General features: G+C 55.7%; 14 protein-coding genes and 1 pseudogene. All 15 read left to right on the forward strand.

All coding sequences use genetic code 11. The annotated features are described in order from the left end of the window. The first annotated feature begins 632 nt into the window (after positions 1–632). The 15 genes and pseudogenes from AB1E33_RS06780 (at position 633) to AB1E33_RS06850 (ending at position 18,919) form a co-directional block, all read left to right on the forward strand. Complete coding sequence (locus AB1E33_RS06780; RefSeq protein ID WP_372576494.1) at positions 633–2,714, forward strand: S8 family peptidase; 2,082 nt, start codon at positions 633–635, stop codon at positions 2,712–2,714. A gap of 56 nt (positions 2,715–2,770) precedes the next feature. Then, a complete protein-coding gene (locus tag AB1E33_RS06785; RefSeq protein WP_372576495.1) occupies positions 2,771–3,931 on the forward strand; it encodes an MBL fold metallo-hydrolase in 1,161 nt (386 codons plus the stop codon). A gap of 22 nt (positions 3,932–3,953) precedes the next feature. Continuing rightward, entirely contained in the window at positions 3,954–5,153 is a 1,200-nt protein-coding gene (locus AB1E33_RS06790; protein WP_372576496.1) for a phospholipase effector Tle1 domain-containing protein, read from the forward strand. Between the two features lie 728 nt (positions 5,154–5,881). Beyond that, positions 5,882–7,474 carry an ABC transporter substrate-binding protein gene (locus AB1E33_RS06795; RefSeq protein WP_372576497.1) on the forward strand — a complete coding sequence of 531 codons (1,593 nt, stop codon included), beginning with the start codon at positions 5,882–5,884 and terminating at the stop codon, positions 7,472–7,474. A 62-nt stretch (positions 7,475–7,536) separates the two neighbouring features. Further along, positions 7,537–8,646 carry a M24 family metallopeptidase gene (locus tag AB1E33_RS06800; RefSeq protein ID WP_372576498.1) on the forward strand — a complete coding sequence of 370 codons (1,110 nt, stop codon included), beginning with the start codon at positions 7,537–7,539 and terminating at the stop codon, positions 8,644–8,646. Continuing rightward, entirely contained in the window at positions 8,640–9,647 is a 1,008-nt protein-coding gene (locus AB1E33_RS06805) for an ABC transporter permease subunit (protein WP_372576499.1), read from the forward strand. The genes AB1E33_RS06800 and AB1E33_RS06805 overlap by 7 nt, the downstream gene beginning before the upstream one ends. Then, positions 9,647–10,552, forward strand: coding sequence for an ABC transporter permease subunit (locus AB1E33_RS06810; protein ID WP_372576500.1), 906 nt, complete (start codon positions 9,647–9,649; stop codon positions 10,550–10,552). The genes AB1E33_RS06805 and AB1E33_RS06810 overlap by 1 nt, the downstream gene beginning before the upstream one ends. 4 nt (positions 10,553–10,556) lie before the next feature. Further along, positions 10,557–11,534, forward strand: a complete 978-nt coding sequence (locus tag AB1E33_RS06815; RefSeq protein WP_372576501.1) for an ABC transporter ATP-binding protein — start codon at positions 10,557–10,559, stop codon at positions 11,532–11,534. Continuing rightward, positions 11,531–12,487 (forward strand): dipeptide ABC transporter ATP-binding protein, encoded by a 957-nt coding sequence (locus AB1E33_RS06820; protein WP_372576502.1) that lies wholly within the window; start codon positions 11,531–11,533, stop codon positions 12,485–12,487. Before AB1E33_RS06815 ends, AB1E33_RS06820 begins: the two co-directional genes overlap by 4 nt. 63 nt (positions 12,488–12,550) lie before the next feature. Further along, positions 12,551–13,007 (forward strand): annotated as a pseudogene (locus AB1E33_RS06825) (transposase family protein). Between the two features lie 196 nt (positions 13,008–13,203). Beyond that, positions 13,204–14,514 (forward strand): sn-glycerol-3-phosphate ABC transporter substrate-binding protein UgpB, encoded by a 1,311-nt coding sequence (ugpB, locus tag AB1E33_RS06830; protein ID WP_372576503.1) that lies wholly within the window; start codon positions 13,204–13,206, stop codon positions 14,512–14,514. A 51-nt stretch (positions 14,515–14,565) separates the two neighbouring features. Then, on the forward strand, positions 14,566–15,447 hold the full coding sequence (gene ugpA, locus AB1E33_RS06835) for a sn-glycerol-3-phosphate ABC transporter permease UgpA (RefSeq protein WP_372576504.1): 882 nt from the start codon (positions 14,566–14,568) through the stop codon (positions 15,445–15,447). A 20-nt stretch (positions 15,448–15,467) separates the two neighbouring features. Next, positions 15,468–16,304 carry a sn-glycerol-3-phosphate ABC transporter permease UgpE gene (ugpE, locus tag AB1E33_RS06840; RefSeq protein ID WP_372576632.1) on the forward strand — a complete coding sequence of 279 codons (837 nt, stop codon included), beginning with the start codon at positions 15,468–15,470 and terminating at the stop codon, positions 16,302–16,304. Positions 16,305–16,307: 3 nt separating this feature from the next. Then, positions 16,308–17,363: an ABC transporter ATP-binding protein gene (locus tag AB1E33_RS06845; protein WP_372576505.1), complete on the forward strand. Its 1,056-nt coding sequence runs from the start codon at positions 16,308–16,310 to the stop codon at positions 17,361–17,363. Between the two features lie 533 nt (positions 17,364–17,896). Next, positions 17,897–18,919: a hypothetical protein gene (locus tag AB1E33_RS06850; RefSeq protein ID WP_372576506.1), complete on the forward strand. Its 1,023-nt coding sequence runs from the start codon at positions 17,897–17,899 to the stop codon at positions 18,917–18,919. Positions 18,920–18,947 lie beyond the last annotated feature (28 nt).

An 18,947-nucleotide genomic window follows, 5' to 3' on the forward strand; every position in this document is an offset into this window, starting at 1 on the left:
CCATATGTCGCTGTGGGTTCGATCGGAAGGTTTTTAACAGGGGCCATAAGTTGGAGAAGGCCATCTTTACCCGTTTCAAGTCCTGCGGATACAGCTAATTGACGATGCCTTCGTTGATGTCACCTAGGTCCAAATGTAGGCATTGGCAACCCAAATTGGGTCAGCATGACACCACCGTCTCGTATGTTCATGGCTGTTCTGTGATGCTGGCGGGGGTTCAAAATCAGAGAAGGATCAACCAGTGAAAACCTAGTTCAGAACCGAACGAAATAACCAGAAGACGTCCTCCCAAAAGGGTGCTCGACTTTTTCGGAGATGAAAACCGGAAATGAAGCTCTTTTATCTGGACCAGATTCCTCCATTGGGGATTGAGAACCCCCTAAGCGACTAGAAAATGGCGGGATTTTGGGGTAACGTGATCATGTTCGATTTAGCGTATCTTTTGACAACCGCGACTTTTTATAAGCTAATTGGGTGGGGCTATGGCCGAGGAGAGCAAGCGCAGATTGGCTTTTACAAACAGTCTGTTATTTGAGACGCCGGGGGGGCTACGATATACGCAGGACAGCCCGATACTGCCCAATGTATGGTTGGCCTTCGCGGCCGAACCTCACCTGCAGCAAGAGCTGATCTTGACCACCAATAGTAATGGTGGGACCGGAAGCGCCGCGTTTCAGATCAGAGATATGCTGAATACCTATCGCAGCAAGAAGAAGAAGGCTGGCAAACCTTTGGGGAAGCGGCCTCGGATTTCTTACATCCCAGGGCAATTGGCGGTACTGCTTTACTTCGACGAACTGATGCGCGTGGTTCTGCCGCTGACCCGGTGGTGGCATGAAACCTATGACCGGTTGCGCGAGTTGGAACACACGCTGCCGGCCACCGCCAAAGTCGCGAAGTGGACGAAGTTTCCCGAACCCGATCCAGAAGGCGGGCGCGAAAAGGATCTGTGCGATGCGCTGATGTTTATGCGCCGCGAAATTGATCCCGGGCACCGGAACGGCACCGGGATCAAGGAAGATTCCGATCGCTATAAATATATCCGCGACATTCCCCCCGATCTGTCCTGGTTCGTGCGTATCGCTGGCCTGATCGCCAATTGTTTTCTCAACGGGCATAACCTCCTGGACAAGGATGACGTTCTGGGTCGGCAGTTCGAGACCGAATTTGCCTATCGCCGCCGTGCGCGCCTTGATCCCGATCTGATCGAAACGCGAGACGAAATGCGTGACCGTGAAAGAAGATCGACGATCTCGCGGGACCAGGCGCGCGAGGCACGCAGGCAGGTCGTCAAGGCCTTTACGGATCTCTACTGGGACTGGAATACGTCCGACACCTACTCTGAAGACAAATACATCTGGCGGGTCACAAAGAACCGCCCGATCCGCCTGGCGGTGAACAAGTCCGCTCTGACGATCAAGGCCGACGCTGCGATCCGTCTGTTCGACATCTCTTGCGAAAACATGACATGGGCGGTGGTCGACAGTGGTATTGATTCCCAACACAATGCCTTCAAATTGCTGTCCTCCGAATATGAAAAAGAGGTCCGGAACGAGCTCAAGAATGCTCCCGGCGCCCGCCCGTTGGCGTCAGATGATGTTGACCTGACGCTCGATCATCTCAAGCGGAGCCGTGTGATCAAAACCCTTGATTTCACGCGCCTGCGCTCGCTGCTAGACTTTGATATCGAGATGGACAAGGACGATGACGTCGCGCAGAAAAACAAACGCGAGGTGCTCGAGGAAATCACGCGTCGGATGCCCGGAAAGAAGGATGTCGGCATAAAGGACGAGGCCAGGGAGCTACTCGACGAACTGTCCCGCCGCATTGAGGACGGCAAAGACATCAACTGGCAAGACCTCGAAGCGGCCATAGTTGATAACAACCCCGAGGTGCCCATCAACGATCACGGCACTCATGTGGCCGGCATTCTCGGTGCGGATTGGATCGACGAGGACGCTGAACAGGAAAGGAAGTTACCCCTGCACGCACGCACTCGCCGGATGCAGGGTGTCTGCCCCGATGTCAACCTTATCGATGTGCGGGTGTTCCGTGACGACGGCCTGACCGACGAATTCGAACTGCTCGCCGCAATTCAGTACTTGCGCTGGATGAATTCGCGCGCTGGAACAATGCAGGTGCACGGCGCCAATCTGAGTCTGTCTCTGATTCACGAAGTCCGCCGCTTTGCCTGTGGGCGCACACCGATCTGCGATGAATGCAACGAAGCCGTCGCCGCCGGGATGGTGATCGTTGCTGCGGCCGGCAATCGCGGGTTCGACATGACCGATATGGAAGAAGTGCAGTCGACTGACAGTTATCGCTCTGTCTCGATCACCGATCCGGGAAATGCAGATGGGGTGATCACCGTCGGCTCGACCCACCGCAAGCGGCCCCACGAGTACGGCGTCAGCTACTTTTCCAGCCGCGGGCCGACCGGGGATGGCAGGCTGAAACCCGACATCGTCGCCCCCGGCGAAAAAATTCGCGGTCCAACTCCGAACAATCGTGCTGAATATAAGGATGGCACCAGCATGGCCGCACCGCATGTCAGCGGTGCTGCTGCCCTGCTGATGGCCCGGCACACGGAATTGATCGCGCAGCCCGAGCGCATCAAACGCATCCTCTGTGAGACCTCCACGGATCTCGAACGCGAACGGTATTTCCAGGGCCACGGCCTAGTCGACATCCTGCGCGCGCTGCAATCGGTCTGACGCATTTCACAGCGCCTGCCGAAGTTCAAACAGTCTTGATTTAGGGAGATTTGTAGATGCCTCACCTGACTCTTCGCGCCATCAAAGCCAAGCATGGCGACAGTCTGCTCTTGTTTGCCAAACGAGCCACTGTACTGATCGATGGCGGACCCTCGGGCGTTTACAACCGGTTTTTGCGCGACCAGCTCAGGGGACTTCCGAAAAACAATCGCGAGCCACCGGTCATCGACTTGTTGATGGTCAGCCATGTTGATGCGGACCACATCGATGGCATCCTGGACCTGACCGCTGAACTGATCGAAGCGCGCGATGAGGACCGTGACCCGATCGTGCATATCCGTACAGCCTGGCACAACAGTTTTGCCGACACGATCGCCCGGATCACTGGCACCAGCGCGTCGGCGGCACGTGGCAAGGCCGCATCCCTGGCCAGTGTCTTTGACGAAATCGCAATCGACGGGTTTGACCCGCATGAATCCAAACTCGTTCTGTCCAGCGTCGCGCAGGGCCGGCAGTTGCGGCTGGACCTCAAAGCGTTGAACATCGACATCAACCCCCAATTCAAGGATCGCATGGCGCTTCATGGAAATGCTGCCGTACCTTGGAAACACGGTGCACTCACGCTCGAAGTAATCGGCCCGGAACAGCAACAAATCGACAAGCTGCGCGACGAGTGGGCGAAGAAGCTCAAGAAAATCTTGGAGAAAGAAGCGGATGCGCAAACTGCGGCGCGCAGCATGGATACATCTGTGTCGAACCTCGCTTCGATTGTAGTGGCGGCCGAAGCAGGTGGAAAGACGGCGCTGCTGACGGGAGATGCCCGGGGCGAAATGGTCATACAGTGGCTAGAACAGAACGGCCGTCTGGCAATGGGAGGAAAGGCGCATTTCGACATCGTAAAACTGCCACATCATGGTAGCGATCGAAACGTAACCAACGAGTTCTTTCAGAGAGTTACGGCAGATCACTATGTGGTTTGCGGAGACGGCAAACATGGCAACCCAGAGCCGCATACATTGCAGATGCTCTTTGTCGCGCGGCCGGATCTGAACTACACAGTACACATGACCTATGGTCCGGAAGAGATAAAAACCCACAGAGCATTCAAGAAGAGCGGGCTCGTCGCCCAACTGGATAAGGTACTGGCCGATCCAGCGCGCAGAAAAGTTCTGAATTTCCCCACCAACGGCGACAAATACATAGATATCGAGGTTTGACCCTCTGGAAAAGGATGTGTAAATGAAGGGAAGAGTGATCCTGTGCCTGGACGGAACCTGGAACAGCACCTTCAAGCCGTTGGAGCGAGAGGGCAAAACCAGTGTGCTGAAACCGGCGAACCCTCTGAAACTGGCTCGCGCGATCCTGCCGGTTGATCCTGTGGACGGTACCCGTCAGATCCTGTACTACGATTCCGGCGTCGGGGCGCTTGGGCTCTATCCGGGGATCAGCAACAAGCTTCTGAATTTCGCCGATAGCAAGCTGGGCGGTGCCTGGGGCGCCGGATTCGAGGCGAATATTGAACAGGCGGTAACTTTCCTTGCGCATAATCACGCCCCCGAAGAAAAGATTTTCGTATTTGGCTTCAGCCGTGGCGCAGCGCAAGCGCGGGGCCTGACCCACTTCATTTCTTGGATGGGAGGGCTGCCAGAAAAGACCGATGCCTATTATATTCCGATTTTCTTCCGGCGCTATCTGGATACCGGCGGCAGCGGCGCACCGTCGGATGTCGTGTCCTCCCGGGGTGATAGACCGGCAGACCGTATTCGCCCTGTCGAAGTCGGGTTTTTAGGGGTTTGGGACACGGTCATGGCTCTCGGCTCAAGATTCCAGGCCAAGTCCGGTACATCAGTATCCGAAAAGTCCTTCCACGTGTTGCCACACCCGGCGGATTGCGTCCGGCATGCGCGGCAGGCGCTGGCTATCGATGAAAAGCGGTATGACTTTCGTCCTGAGATCTGGCAAACCGCCCTTGAGGGGCAGACGCTGGAACAGCGCTGGTTCGCAGGGGTCCATGGAAACGTCGGTGGCAGTTACGGCAATGACGGGCTGGCCAATATCGCGCTGCACTGGATTGTCGATGAAGCCAGGGCGCACGGCGTGGCGGTAGACTCCAAATTTCTTGGTAAATACCGCCCCTTCCCCCAGGATTCGCTAGATAATTCCTACGGCCTGGGCTTCAAGATGATCGAGGCAATTCGCTTCAAGCTTGGCAAAGGCACAAGATCACTTGGCGACCAGCCCGCGACTTCAAACTTGTCGATCGACCCTTCGGTTATCAAACGCTTGTGCAGCGATCCGGCAAAATTCAAAAACATGTCTGAACCTTACCGGTCGGAAGAAGTGGTTGCGGTTGCACGTTTGCACAAAATGGATGGCGAGCAATTTGTTCGTAGTTACGGCTTAGACCCTACCAAATACTCGTTCCCTAAAGACATCTAGCAACGGAATTGCAACATTAATTTCCAATCCACGAAGATATCCTGATACTCGGATTTCAAACATCTGAGGTGGCGTCATTCCAGGCATAAAATGTTTCGAGTCCACTGCTGCATTGCCGCCCTCGCCAGCAATATATGGCTTGTTTTTTGTTTTTGGGTACGTCGCAATCTTTGGTGTGGTTCAAAGCTATCGCTCTGATTGAGTGGTTTTTCCAGCGAGCTCTACAAATTGACGGAATCAGCTTGTTGAAGAACCAAACTGGCCTTTGCGGATCATGTTGACTAGCTCGAAACCAACCAGAACAGCTCTTTCTTCGTCCATTATCGTGTTTCGTGCCAAGCTGGTCTCCTTCGCAAAGACCGGCTTGAATCATGCCCAAAATCGTTTTTTGGACCCTTTTTTGTCAACACGACCTAGGCCTGAAGACCGGCCCCAGAATTTGCACCAAAACCGCCGCCGCTGCGCCCAGATAGAACAAACCAAGCACTTGGCGATACCCAATAAACAGATCGCACTATCACTTTCTGGGATGAAACACCAAACGCCGTTATCAGCTTGGCAAGGATGATCATTCGTGATCGTATGCACAATATTCGTGCATCCAAATAAAGATGCTCCGAGAACCGAGCGGAATTGTTTGCTAGCGAGCATTTGCCTGACAAGGCGCAAGACAAGTCGCCCAGCTAACAAGCAGAAACCGCCAAAAAAACCGACAGTTGGAGGACATAATGTCACTAAAACAAAAGCTTGCCTCGGGAATTCTGATGGCCACGCTTGGTGCATCAATGGCATCTGCACAGGCGCTCGTCTATTGCTCCGAAGGCTCGCCCGAAGGATTCGATCCGGCGCTTTATACCGCTGGTACGACTTTTGATGCGTCCAGCCACCCGATCTATAATCGTCTTGCCGAATTCAAGGTCGGCACGACCGAAGTGATCCCGGGGCTGGCGGAAAGCTGGGAAGTGTCCGATGATGGCCGGACCGTCACCTTTAACCTGCGCAAAGGTGTGAAGTTTCACGGCAACGACAATTTCACGCCAAGCCGTGATTTTAACGCGGATGATGTAATCTTTACTTTTGACCGCCAGAAGAACGACGATCACCCGTATAACAAAGTGTCTGGCGGCACTTGGGAGTATTTCGACGGCATGTCGATGCCTGACCTGATCGACAACATCGAAAAGGTCGATGATTATACCATCAAATTCAATCTGACACGTCCCGAGGCACCGTTTGTCGCCAACATGGCGATGGATTTTGCGTCCATCTTGTCAGCAGAATACGCGGCTGCCATGCAAGATGCCGGCACCCCCGAGATGCTGAACCAGGCGCCCATCGGAACTGGCCCGTTTGCGTTCCAAGCCTATCAGAAAGACGCCGTGATCCGCTATCTGCGTAACGACGACTATTGGGGCGATCCGGCCAAGGTGGAAAGCCTGATCTTTGCAATCACGCCTGACGCCTCAGTGCGCTATCAGAAGGTCCAGGCAGGCGAATGTCATGTCATGGCCTATCCGAACCCGGCAGATGTTCAGGCCATGAAAGATGCCTCGGATGTGGTTGTCATGGAGCAGGAAGGTCTGAACGTCGGCTATCTCGCCTACAACACCACTGTTGCGCCGTATGACAATGCAAATGTGCGTCGCGCCCTGAACATGGCAATCGACAAGCAGGCGATCATCGATGTGGTCTTCCAGGGCTCCGGCCAGATCGCCAAGAACCCGATCCCGCCAACGATGTGGTCCTATAACGAGGCCATCGTAGATGACGAGTACAATCCCGAGAAGGCAAAGGAATTGCTGGCCGCCGAGGGTGTCGAGAAACTTGACCTGAAAATCTGGGCGATGCCCGTACAGCGCCCCTACAACCCGAATGCGCGCCGCATGGCCGAGTTGTTGCAGGCGGATTTCGCAAAAATCGGCGTCAATGTCGAGATCGTGTCCTATGAGTGGGGCGAGTATCTGTCGCGGTCGCGCGAACTGGACCGCGATGGCGCGGTCCTGCTGGGTTGGACTGGCGACAATGGCGACCCGGACAACTTCCTTGCCGTTTTGCTGGGTTGCGACGGTCGCGAAAACTCGAACCGTGCTCAATGGTGCCACCAGCCATTCGAAGACCTGATCCAGCAGGCCAAGGTGCTGCCGACACAGGAAGAGCGTCAGCCGCTTTACGAAGAAGCACAGCAGGTCTTCAAAGAGCAGGCGCCCTGGGCGACCATCGCGCATTCGGTTGTCTATATGACCATGCGCCCCGAAGTTGACGGATATGTCGTGCACCCGCTGGGGGGCCATATCTTCAACCAGGTTGGTCTTTCGCAGTAAGCGATCCTGAGAAAAGGGGCGGCGCGCATGCGCCGCCTCCAACAACTCCAAGGTTATCCCAGGTGTCGCATTCCCTTTCTGATCGCTTGACCGCCTATGCGGAGGTTGCCGCAGATTTGGGTGTGGATGCAGTGGCGCTTGTGCCCGGCCCCAACTTTACTCGTGCGGTTGAACACACGTTCATGAGCCACGAACGCCCCTTTATGCTGGTGATCCCGGTGCAGGGCGCCGCTGCTGCACTGGTTCCCAATCTCGAATTGCGAAGCTGGGATCTAGTCGGCTTTGAAGGTGCCGTATTCGACTGGCGCGATCAGGATGGCTATGACGCGGCTTTCGCCGCCCTACTGGCTCATATGAACATCACGTCGCTGGCCGTCGAAGGGCAGGTCATGCGGGTGTTTGTGCATCACGCGATAAAGCTTGCACAACCCGATCTCAAGATCTTCGATGCAGAGCGCGAGATTTCCGGCCTGCGCATGATCAAGACATCTTCTGATATCGACGCCCTGAAGGCCGCGATTGCCATCTCGGAGCGCGCTCTGGCACGCACGCTCGATACTGTTCGGCTTGGCCAGAATGAAAAAGAGATCGAGCAGGTGCTGATACAAGCGTTGTTCGCAGAAGGAGCCGAAGATCTGTCTTTTAGTCCGATCGTCGCGGCCGGCGATGGCTCGGCGCGCCCGCATGCCACGGCCCGCCCCGATTATGCGGTCAAAGCGGGCGATGCATTGTTGATGGATTTTGGCGCGCGGAAACATGGCTTTGCCGCTGATATTACCCGCACGGTGTTCCTGGATCATGCCACCGACGAGGGGCAAGCGGTCTATGACACGGTCCTGCGGGCCAATCTCAAAGGGTTTGATGTGACACGTGCAGGCGTGACGGCCCATGAGATCGATGACGCTGTGATCAGTGTGCTCGAGGACTCCTCTTTCGCGGATCGCATCCGCACTAAGACCGGTCACGGGCTGGGCCGCGATGTTCACGAGGCCCCCTACATCATGCGGGGAAACCATATGCCGTTGCCCGCAGGCACTGTTTATACCAATGAGCCCGGCCTCTATGAAATCGACAATTTCGGGGTGCGGATCGAGGATGATGTCCTAATCACCAACGACGGATGCACGTCGCTTACCCAATTCCCAAAGGATCTGACGGTGTTGAAATGCTGAATTACGTTCTGAGCCGTTTGTTGACCTTCGTGCCGACCTTCATCGGCGTGACGTTGATTTCATTCGCGTTCATTCGAGTCTTGCCCGGCGACCCGATCATCGTCATGGCCGGTGAACGCGGATTGACCGAAGAGCGATATGCCGAGCTGGAACAGCAGTTTGGTTTCGACCGCCCCATTGTGGTGCAGTTCTGGGAGTATCTGACCGGAGTTCTGCATGGTGATCTCGGGAACTCGTTTGTGACAAAAAAACCTGTCTGGGACGAGTTCTTTGCCCTGTTCCCCGCCACGCTGGAACTGTCGATTTGTGCGATGATCTTTGCGGTCGCCTTGGGGTTGCCCGCCGGTGTTATTGCGGCGGTGAATCGCGGCAAGCTCTATGACAGAACCCTGATGTCTACTGCGCTAGTGGGATATTCTATGCCTATCTTCTGGTGGGCACTGCTGTTAATCATCGTGTTCTCGGGCAATCTGCAGTGGACGCCGGTTTCTGGCCGGATAGACCTGATCTATTACTTCCCCAACCCCACCGGATTTATGCTGATCGACAGTCTTGCGTCGGGTCAGAAGGGTGCGTTTGCCTCGGCAGTGCGCCATCTTGTGCTGCCCACCATTGTGTTGGGGACCATCCCGCTGGCAGTGATCGCGCGTCAGACACGTTCGGCCATGCTTGAGGTTCTGGGCGAGGACTATATCCGCACCGCCCGCGCCAAGGGGCTGTCACCGGGCCGGATCAACGGCATTCACGCGCTGCGTAACGCGCTGATACCGGTCATCACGGTGATCGGTTTGTCTGTTGGCACATTGCTGGCGGGTGCGATCTTGACCGAGACTATCTTTAGCTGGCCGGGCATCGGCAAATGGATGGTCGACAGCATTTTTCGGCGTGACTATCCGGTTGTGCAGGGCGGCTTGCTGCTGATTGCCGTGATGGTGATGATCGTGAACCTGACCGTCGACATGCTCTACGGTGTCATCAACCCCAAAATCAGGAAGCGCTGATGTCTGAAACCATGTCAGTCGAGGCCGCTCAGGCCACCGAACGCCCAGGGCGTCTACGCGAATTCTGGTTCTATTTCCGCGAGAACCGTGGGGCCGTGATCGGCCTTTGGGTCTTTGTGGTCTTTGCCATTCTGGCCCTGTTCGGGCCGTGGATCGCGCCGCATGATCCGACGGCCCAGTTCCGAGATGCGACCCTGCAACCGCCATTCTGGCAAGAGGGCGGAAGCTGGACCTATCCTCTCGGCACCGATCCGCTGGGCCGAGATATGCTGTCGCGACTGATCGTAGGCGCGCGGTATTCGTTTTTTGTCGGGGTTGTTGTCGTCAGCATTGCCGCGTCGGGTGGTATTCTGATCGGTTTGATTGCGGGGTTTGCCCCGAAATGGCTCGACAGCATTATCATGCGGATCATGGATATCATCCTTGCCTTTCCGTCGCTTCTATTGGCGCTGGTGTTGGTGGCCATTCTTGGCCCGTCGCTTACCAATGCAATGATTGCCATCGCGATCGTTTTGCAGCCGCACTATGTGCGCCTGACCCGTGCCAGTGTGTTGGCGGAAAAACAGAAGGATTACGTCACATCCGCCCGCGTGGCGGGGGCCGGGCTGGTGCGGCTCATGTTCGTCACTGTACTGCCCAACTGTTTAGCGCCGATCATCGTGCAGGCGGCATTGTCGTTTTCGACCGCCATCCTTGACGCCGCTGCCCTTGGCTTTCTGGGCATGGGGGCGCAGCCGCCCACGCCGGAATGGGGCACAATGCTGGCCGAGGCGCGCGAGTTCATCCTGCGCGCATGGTGGGTTGTCACCTTTCCCGGTCTGGCGATCCTTGTCACGGTGCTGGCAATCAACCTGATGGGCGACGGGTTGCGTGACGCGCTCGATCCCAAGCTGAAACGGAGCTAGGCTCATGTCCCTGTTACGCATCCGCAACCTTAGCGTCGAATTCGCCACTTCGTCAGGCGCATTTCGCGCGGTGGACGCTGTCGACCAGGACGTCGATACTGGCGAAATTCTTGCCATTGTCGGCGAAAGTGGCTCGGGTAAATCAGTCTCCATGCTGGCGCTGATGGGGCTGTTGCCATGGACCGCAACGGTGACCGCCGATGAGATGAGCTTTGATGGTCATGACCTGTTGGTGATGGACGCGCGTGCGCGCCGCGATATTGTCGGCAACGATCTGGCGATGATCTTTCAGGAACCGATGTCGTCACTGAACCCGTGTTTCACCGTCGGCTGGCAGATCAAGGAAGCCCTGCGGATACATCTGGGCCTTGGCCGCGCCGAGCGCAACAAACGCGCCGTTGAACTTTTTGAACAGGTGGGCATCCCCGATCCAGCCAAACGCCTTTCGGCCTTTCCGCACCAGATGTCAGGTGGCATGAACCAGCGGGTGATGATCGCCATGGCGATCGCCTGCAAACCCAAGTTGTTGATCGCGGATGAACCGACCACGGCGCTTGACGTGACCATCCAGGCGCAGATCCTCGATCTGCTGTCCAGCCTGCGCGATGAAACCGGCATGGGTCTGGTGCTGATTACCCATGACATGGGCGTAGTGGCTGAGACTGCTGAACGGGTGAGTGTTCAATATGCGGGTCAAAAGATCGAGGAACAGCCCGTCGGACCGCTTTTTGCAACGCCGCACCACCCCTATACGGCCGCTCTACTGGATGCATTGCCGGAGCGCGCGACCGAGCGGCTGTTGCCGACAATTCCGGGCGTCGTTCCGGGGCAATTCGACCGCCCCTCTGGGTGCCTCTTCTCTCCGCGCTGCAAATTTGCTGATGCAAAATGCAAATCGACGCCACCAACCCCCTGCGGCAAAGATATTGGCGATGCGCGCTGCCACTATCCGCTCAATACCGATGAAAGGATCGCCTCTTGACCGCCCCAGTGATCGAAGCCAGCGCCCTGCAACGGCATTATTCTGTAAGCGGCGGCCTCTTCAAACCCTCTCGCACACTCAAGGCAGTTGCGGGGCTTGATTTTTCACTATCTGCTGGCAAGACGCTTGCGGTGGTGGGCGAAAGCGGCTGTGGTAAATCCACCCTGGCGCGCATGGTGGCGATGATCGAGGAACCAACGGCAGGTTCGCTGACGCTTGACGGCAAGCCGGTGCTGGCATCGGATTGGGCTGATCTGCGCCAATTGGTGCAAATCGTGTTTCAGGACCCCTACGGCTCGCTTAATCCACGGCAGCGCATCGGGACCATCCTGCAAGAGCCGCTCGCCATCAACCGGACCGACATGTCGAAAGCGGATCGCGAGGCCAAAGCCCGCAATATGATTGAACTTGTCGGGTTGCGGCCCGAGCATTATGACCGCTATCCGCATATGTTCTCGGGCGGTCAGCGCCAGCGGATTGCCGTGGCGCGGGCGCTGATGCTCGACCCAAAGGTGCTCGTGTTGGACGAACCGGTTTCGGCGCTTGATCTGTCGATCCAGAGCGCAATCCTGAACCTGCTGTCGGAATTGCAGGAGCGTCTGAAACTGGCTTATCTCTTCATCAGCCATGACCTGTCGGTGGTACGCCATGTGGCTGACGACGTCATCGTCATGTATCTGGGTCGTGCGGTTGAAAGCGGTCCAAAATCATCCGTGTTCGACGCGCCAAAACACCCTTATACCAAGGCGCTCATGTCCGCCACACCGCGTGCCAACCCCGAGGCGGACAAGGTCAGAATTAAACTGTCCGGAGAGCTCCCGTCGCCCCTGTCAATACCCAACGGCTGCGCCTTTGCGCCACGATGTTGGAAAGCACAAGCGCGTTGCCGCGAAGAGTTACCTGTGGCAAACAATGAAGAGCACAGTGCAGCGTGCTTCTTTCCCGAAAGCTAACAGGACGACTCGCAGCGGTATAGCCAAGTTGTTCGCCTGAGTTGACCGGGTTATCTGCGGGCCGTGAACATTCCGACCAATATGCCGCTTCTGAAGGGGTTCCGCTTTCCTCGTGAAATCATTGCTTGGGCAGTCTGGGCGTACCACCGCTTCGCACTGAGCACGGCAGATGTTGAAGACCTGTTGACAGCGCGCAGCGTGATCGTAAGTCGGGAAGCGATCCGGCTGTGAGTCAATCGCTTTGGGCAGCATTTGGTAACTGGCTCCGGACGCTGACCATCGCGCCCACACAGGCCTGAACAACGCTATTGAAGTGTCGCACGGGCCGACCCGGAAGCGAGAAACGATGATTGGGCGGTTCAAATCACACCGGCAAGCCCAGAGATTTCAGTCTGCCCATGTCCAGATCACCCTAATCTTCCGTTCCCGCCGATACCGACCCACCGCAATCTCATACCGACACGCACGTTCCGATGCGCTCACCCTCTGGGATGAGTACACTGCTGAAATGGCAACCTGAGAACTTCGAGACAACACTTTGCACGCAGCCTCAAACAACTTGGCAATATCTTGGGAAATGATGCCCCATAACATCGGGTAGTCCTTTCTTGATAAATTCCCGAAGGCGTGTATCGTTTTGATGTCTAACAATTTGCGCGGGACCCAAATCACTGCGCTTAAAAGACAACGCACTACTGCGGTGCATGGGAGGAACAATGCAAAAATCATTTCTCGGCGTTCTCGCCGTAACCACAATGCTGTCGCCAGTTGCGGCCATGGCGCAAACCGAGGTGCAATTCTGGCACGCGTTCACTGGCCGACTGGGTGAGCTGGTCGCGGCACAGGTTGAAGAGTTCAATGCCAGCCAAAGCGACTATGTCGTCGTTCAAAGCCACAAGGGCAACTACTCTGAAACGCTGAACTCCGGGATCGCCGCGTTCCGCGCAGGGGAGCAACCGCATATCCTGATGGTGTTCGAAGTCGGAACGGCAACGATGATGTCCGCTAAAGGGGCGACCAAGCCTGTTTTTGAAGTGATGGCTGAAAGCGGTGCCACGTTTGATCCAAACGCCTACATTGGCTCCGTCAAAGGATACTATACGACAACCGACGGCGAAATGCTGTCGTTGCCATTCAACTCATCCACACCTGTCTTGTGGGTAAACCGGGACGCGTTTGAAGCCGCAGGTGTTGATCCGGACACCGATCTGTCGACTTGGCAGAAAGTGGGAGAAACGCTCGAGGCCCTCAAGGCTGGCGGGTCTCAATGCCCCTTAGTTACCGCATGGCAAAGCTGGATTCACCTTGAAAACTACTCGGCCTATCATGACGTGCCATTCGCCAGCCAAGACAACGGGTTTGCCGGTCTTGATACAGAGCTGATGCTGAACGGCGAAGCGCAGGTTGCACATCTGACGGCGATGGGCGAATGGGCGAAGGACGGAAAGTTTATCTATACAGGGCGCCGCAATGAAGGTGGTGCAAACTTCCGGTCCGGCGAATGTGCGTTGTTCACCGAAAGCTCGGCCGGATATGCCGGGATCAAGGCTGAAGCTGAATTTAATTTCGACGTACGGCCACTGCCCTATTGGGAGGGCGTCGGAAACAGCCCACAGAATACCATCATCGGCGGCGCATCGCTTTGGGTTATGGAAGGCCATGAAGACGCCGAATACGCGGGTGTTGGCGAATTCCTGAGCTTCCTGTCGTCCAGTGACGTGCAGGCGCAATGGCACCAGGACACAGGCTATCTGCCGATCACAACAGAAGCGGGTGACGCAACCCGCGCCGCCGGTTTCTACGAGGAAAACCCCGGCACAGATGTGGCTGTCATCCAGATGACCGCGAAAGAGCCAACAGCGAACTCCAAAGGACTTCGCTTGGGGTCCTTCGACCAAATCCGCGGGATCATCGACGAGGAATTGGAGGCGGTCTGGGCAGGTGACAAAACCGCTCAGGAAGCGATGGACAGCGCAAAAGAACGCGGCGACGCGCTCTTGCGCCGGTTTGAAGCCGCTAACAACTAAGGCAATGAAAAGGGTGGGCCAAACGGTCCACTTTTTTTGCCGAGGGGTTTGATGGAAAAACGGGTTAAGTTTCGTGGCTGGCTGTTGCCGCTTTTGCTGATTGCGCCTCAGGTCGTAATTTCAGCGGTGTTCTTTTTCTATCCGGCCGGACAGGCAATCTGGCAATCGCTTTTCATACCGGACCCCTTTGGCCTGTCGATGCAGTATGTGGGCCTTGGAAATTTCGAATTTCTGCTATCAGATAAATTCTATCGCGCATCGTTTGTGACCACTGCGATCTTTTCGATCCTGGTCACGCTATGCTCGATGATCCCCGCACTGTTTCTTGCCGTCATCGCGGACCGCTTGATCAAAGGGTCCGGCGTTTATCGCACCTTACTGATTTGGCCCTATGCCGTGGCTCCTGCCGTTGCAGGTGTGCTCTGGCTGTTCATGTTCAATACCCGAGTCGGCGTGGTGTCCTGGTATCTGGGGCAATTGGGATACGACTGGAACCACGTGCTGAACGGGACAGAGGCAATGGGCCTTGTTGTCGTTGCATCCGCCTGGGGGCGGATCAGTTATAACTTCCTGTTTTTCTTCGCGGCCCTACAAGCAGTCCCAAAATCAGTCATCGAGGCCGCAGCCATTGATGGCGCGCATTTCTGGCGGCGGTTCTGGACTATTGTACTGCCGCTCTTGTCGCCCACGACCTTCTTCCTGCTTGTGGTCAACATCGTTTATTCCTTCTTCGAAACCTTCGGCGTGATCCACACGATCACTGGGGGCGGGCCGCAACAGGCAACAACGATCCTTGTCTACAAAGTCTACTCGGACGGGTTCGTAAGCCAGGATCTCGGATCATCTTCCGCGCAGTCGGTCATCTTGCTGATCGTGGTGGGGCTGCTGACCATCCTGCAATTCAAGTTCATTGAAAAACGGGTGCATTACTGATGGCACGCGAAATACACGGCATGGTCGAAAAGCGTGGCAAGGGGCTGTGGCTCACCCATGTGTTTATGATCTTTGGCGTGCTGGTGATCTTCTTTCCGATCTGGCTGGCCTTCGTGGCTTCAACCGTGACCCAGTCGGACATCATCCGACCACCCATGCCGGTGTGGCCGGGTGATCAGTTCTGGATCAACTATAAGAATGCGCTGTTCTCGGGCATCAATGTGCCGGTCGGAACAATGCTGTTTAACAGCCTCGTCATGGCGATCGGGATCGCAGTCGGCAAAATCATCATTTCCCTTCTGTCGGCATTTGCCATTGTCTATTTCAAGTTTCCCGGTCGGAGCGTCTTTTTCTGGCTGATCTTCCTGACGCTGATGCTACCAGTCGAAGTGCGTATCGTACCCACTTACGAGGTGGTGGCCGGCTTCGGCATGCTGAACTCATATTCCGGCCTGATATTTCCTTTGATCGCCTCCGCCACGGCGACGTTTTTGTTCCGGCAGTTCTTTTTGACCATCCCGGATGAACTGGCAGAAGCGGCCCGCGTAGACGGCGCCCGCCCGATGCGGTTCTTTTGGGATATCGTTGTTCCGATGAGCCGCACAAACATCGCCGCTCTTTTTGTGATCCTCTTTATCTACGGCTGGAACCAATACCTCTGGCCGCTATTGATCACGACGGACCCGGAAATGAACACGATCGTGATGGGTATCAAACAGATGTTCCCAAGCGGCGATGACTTTGCCCATTGGCCAACGATCATGGCGACCTCAATCCTTGCAATGATCCCGCCGGTGATCGTTGTGGTGGGCATGCAACGGCTGTTTATTCGCGGCCTTGTCGATAGTGAGAAATAACAGATGGCCACGGTTTCCCTGCAAGATATCAAAAAAAGCTTTGGCAACACCGAGGTGATCCACGACGTTTCTACCGACATCGCTGATGGCGAATTCATCGTTATCGTCGGGCCGTCGGGCTGCGGTAAATCGACCCTATTGCGCATGGTCGCAGGATTGGAAACGGTGACTTCCGGAGACGTTTTGATCGGAGGCGAGCGCGCCAACAACAAGGAACCGATGGACCGCGATATCGCGATGGTGTTTCAGAATTACGCTCTCTACCCGCATATGTCGGTGCGTCAAAACATGGGATACGGTCTCAAGATCGCCAGGCTACCGAAGGCTGAAATTGACGCCAAGGTGCTTGATGCCGCCAGATTGCTGCAACTTGAACCACTGTTGGATCGCAAACCCAGAGAGCTCTCGGGCGGGCAGCGTCAGCGCGTTGCAATGGGGCGCGCCATCGTACGTGAACCGGCGGTGTTTCTCTTTGATGAACCGCTGTCGAACCTTGACGCCAAATTGCGCGTTCAGATGCGTCTTGAAATTAAAGAGCTTCAGTCAAAACTGGGTATTACGGCGCTTTACGTGACCCATGATCAGGTTGAGGCGATGACCATGGCGGACCGGATGATCGTGATGAACGGCGGTGTGGCCGAGCAGATCGGCACCCCGCTCGAAGTCTACGAGACCCCGCGCACGCTATTTGCCGCGCAATTCATCGGCAGCCCGGCGATGAACATCCTGGATGCAGAAATCGAGGACGGTTGGGTCACCTCGGGCCATCAACGCATCGTCGAGGCCACTGGACCAGACGGCCCTGTCAAATTTGGCATCCGCCCAGAGCATCTGATCGCCGAGGACACCGGAGCCATCCGCGTGCGCGCCAAATTGGCCGAACCGCTTGGCGCAAACACGCTCCTGCATTGCGAACTTGTCGACACAAATGAGGGCTTCACAGCCAGCCTGCCGGGTGTTCATGTCTTGAGTAGTAAGAACACCATGATGCAGTTTTCGATTCAGCCGGGCAAATCACACCTCTTCGACGGTGACACAGGCTTGCGTCGCACGCACTAACTGGCTTGTAGTCCTATCTGACCTGCTCGAAATGAAAGATCCCGGTGTCGGGGACAACTTGCGTGAGGATGTCCTCCAGCGTCTCGATCGTATGATCCATGATACTACTCCTGAAAACGAAGTCGCCGCCTCGGTAAGGCAGTCCGGCAGAGAAAGAACGCCGGGCTAGCAAGACCTGAAGTGCTTCTGGCGCACATTTCACCGCTCGTGTGGGCCCATATCTTGTTCACGGCCGAATACAGATGACCAAAATCGTGACCCAGATCGCTTAGGCTACGATTTCGCCCCCACCCGGACTCGACCCCGCATGGGGCAAATTCGCCTCAAGCCTGATCCATGCAACCCGGTCACTCAGCATCAGAAACTGAATTTTTCAGGCTTGATTGTCGTTGGTCTACTCCGGCTTGACGGCTTTGGGATTTTTTGGAAACCCTTGACAAATTTTCCATTTGGCCGTTATTGATCGATTATGGAGTGTTTTGAAAGATATTCTCTCGACAAGCCGTGCATTCTTGGTGGGATGGAGATCAGGAATGAGACTTGAGACAAAGCTTAATAAGATTAAAAGCGGGTCGTATCGGTCAGGTGATTTCATACTCGCCGACGCGAAAGATTCTGATATGGGATCTGGTGTTACCGGAACCGGTTTCATGCAGGATGGCAGCGGGTACCGGCGTCGATCCCGTCAGGATTTTTTGAGCCAAATCGAGAATATAATCGAGCAGGACGTGGTCGACATCATGCTGTTGTCGGCATCGAACCTTGAGATACTGGCAGGCAGGGGCGTATTCAAGAACACCGGTGTCAAACCGGCAATTCGCGCCAACGATGCAACGGATTGTTGGGGCGGAGTCCGGCACGGGCGATACACCTCTTATGGCTCGCGCCCATTTCGCTCCGCAAGCCTGCCCCGGGTGATGCATGGTGGAACTGATCCGAATCCCGGTGCGAAGATTACCGGAACCGATCTCGGACTGTATTCGATCACGTTTCTCAATGATCTTGAGGCGGACCTCGCCTCGCTTCAGGCTTTCGCCGACTTCAGAGAAGACGCGGCCAAGAATGGGTTTCACTATTTCTACGAAGTATTCAATCCAAATATCGATTGTGGACTGGATAAGAAGCAGATCGGCGAGTTCCTGAATGACTGCGTGTTGAGATCGCTGGCTGGGGTATTGAAGGCAGATCGACCGGAGTTTCTCAAAATCCCGTTCAACGGTCCAGCAGCCATGGAAGAGTTGGCAGAATTTGACAGTGAAATTGTGGTAGGAGTTCTGGGTGGAGCGGCAGGTACCACGCGCGATTCATTCGAGCTGTTGGAACAATCCGAGCGCTACGGTGCCAGGGTCGCTCTGTTTGGTCGCAAGATCAATCAAGCGGAGTCCCAGCGAGAATTCATCACTTTGATGCGTGCTATCGCCGACGGAAACATCTCCGCCAAAGAGGCCGTGAAAGCCTACCATTCAAAACTGAATGAGCTGGGCATCAAACCGACAAGGACTATTGAGGACGACTACAACATAACGGAAGGAGTGCTCCTAAAGGGCGCCAAATGAAGAGGAACAACCAACGGGTACAAGAGGA

Origin of the sequence: Ruegeria hyattellae, assembly GCF_041537925.1 — a bacterium.
In the GTDB taxonomy this organism is placed as follows: domain Bacteria; phylum Pseudomonadota; class Alphaproteobacteria; order Rhodobacterales; family Rhodobacteraceae; genus Ruegeria_C.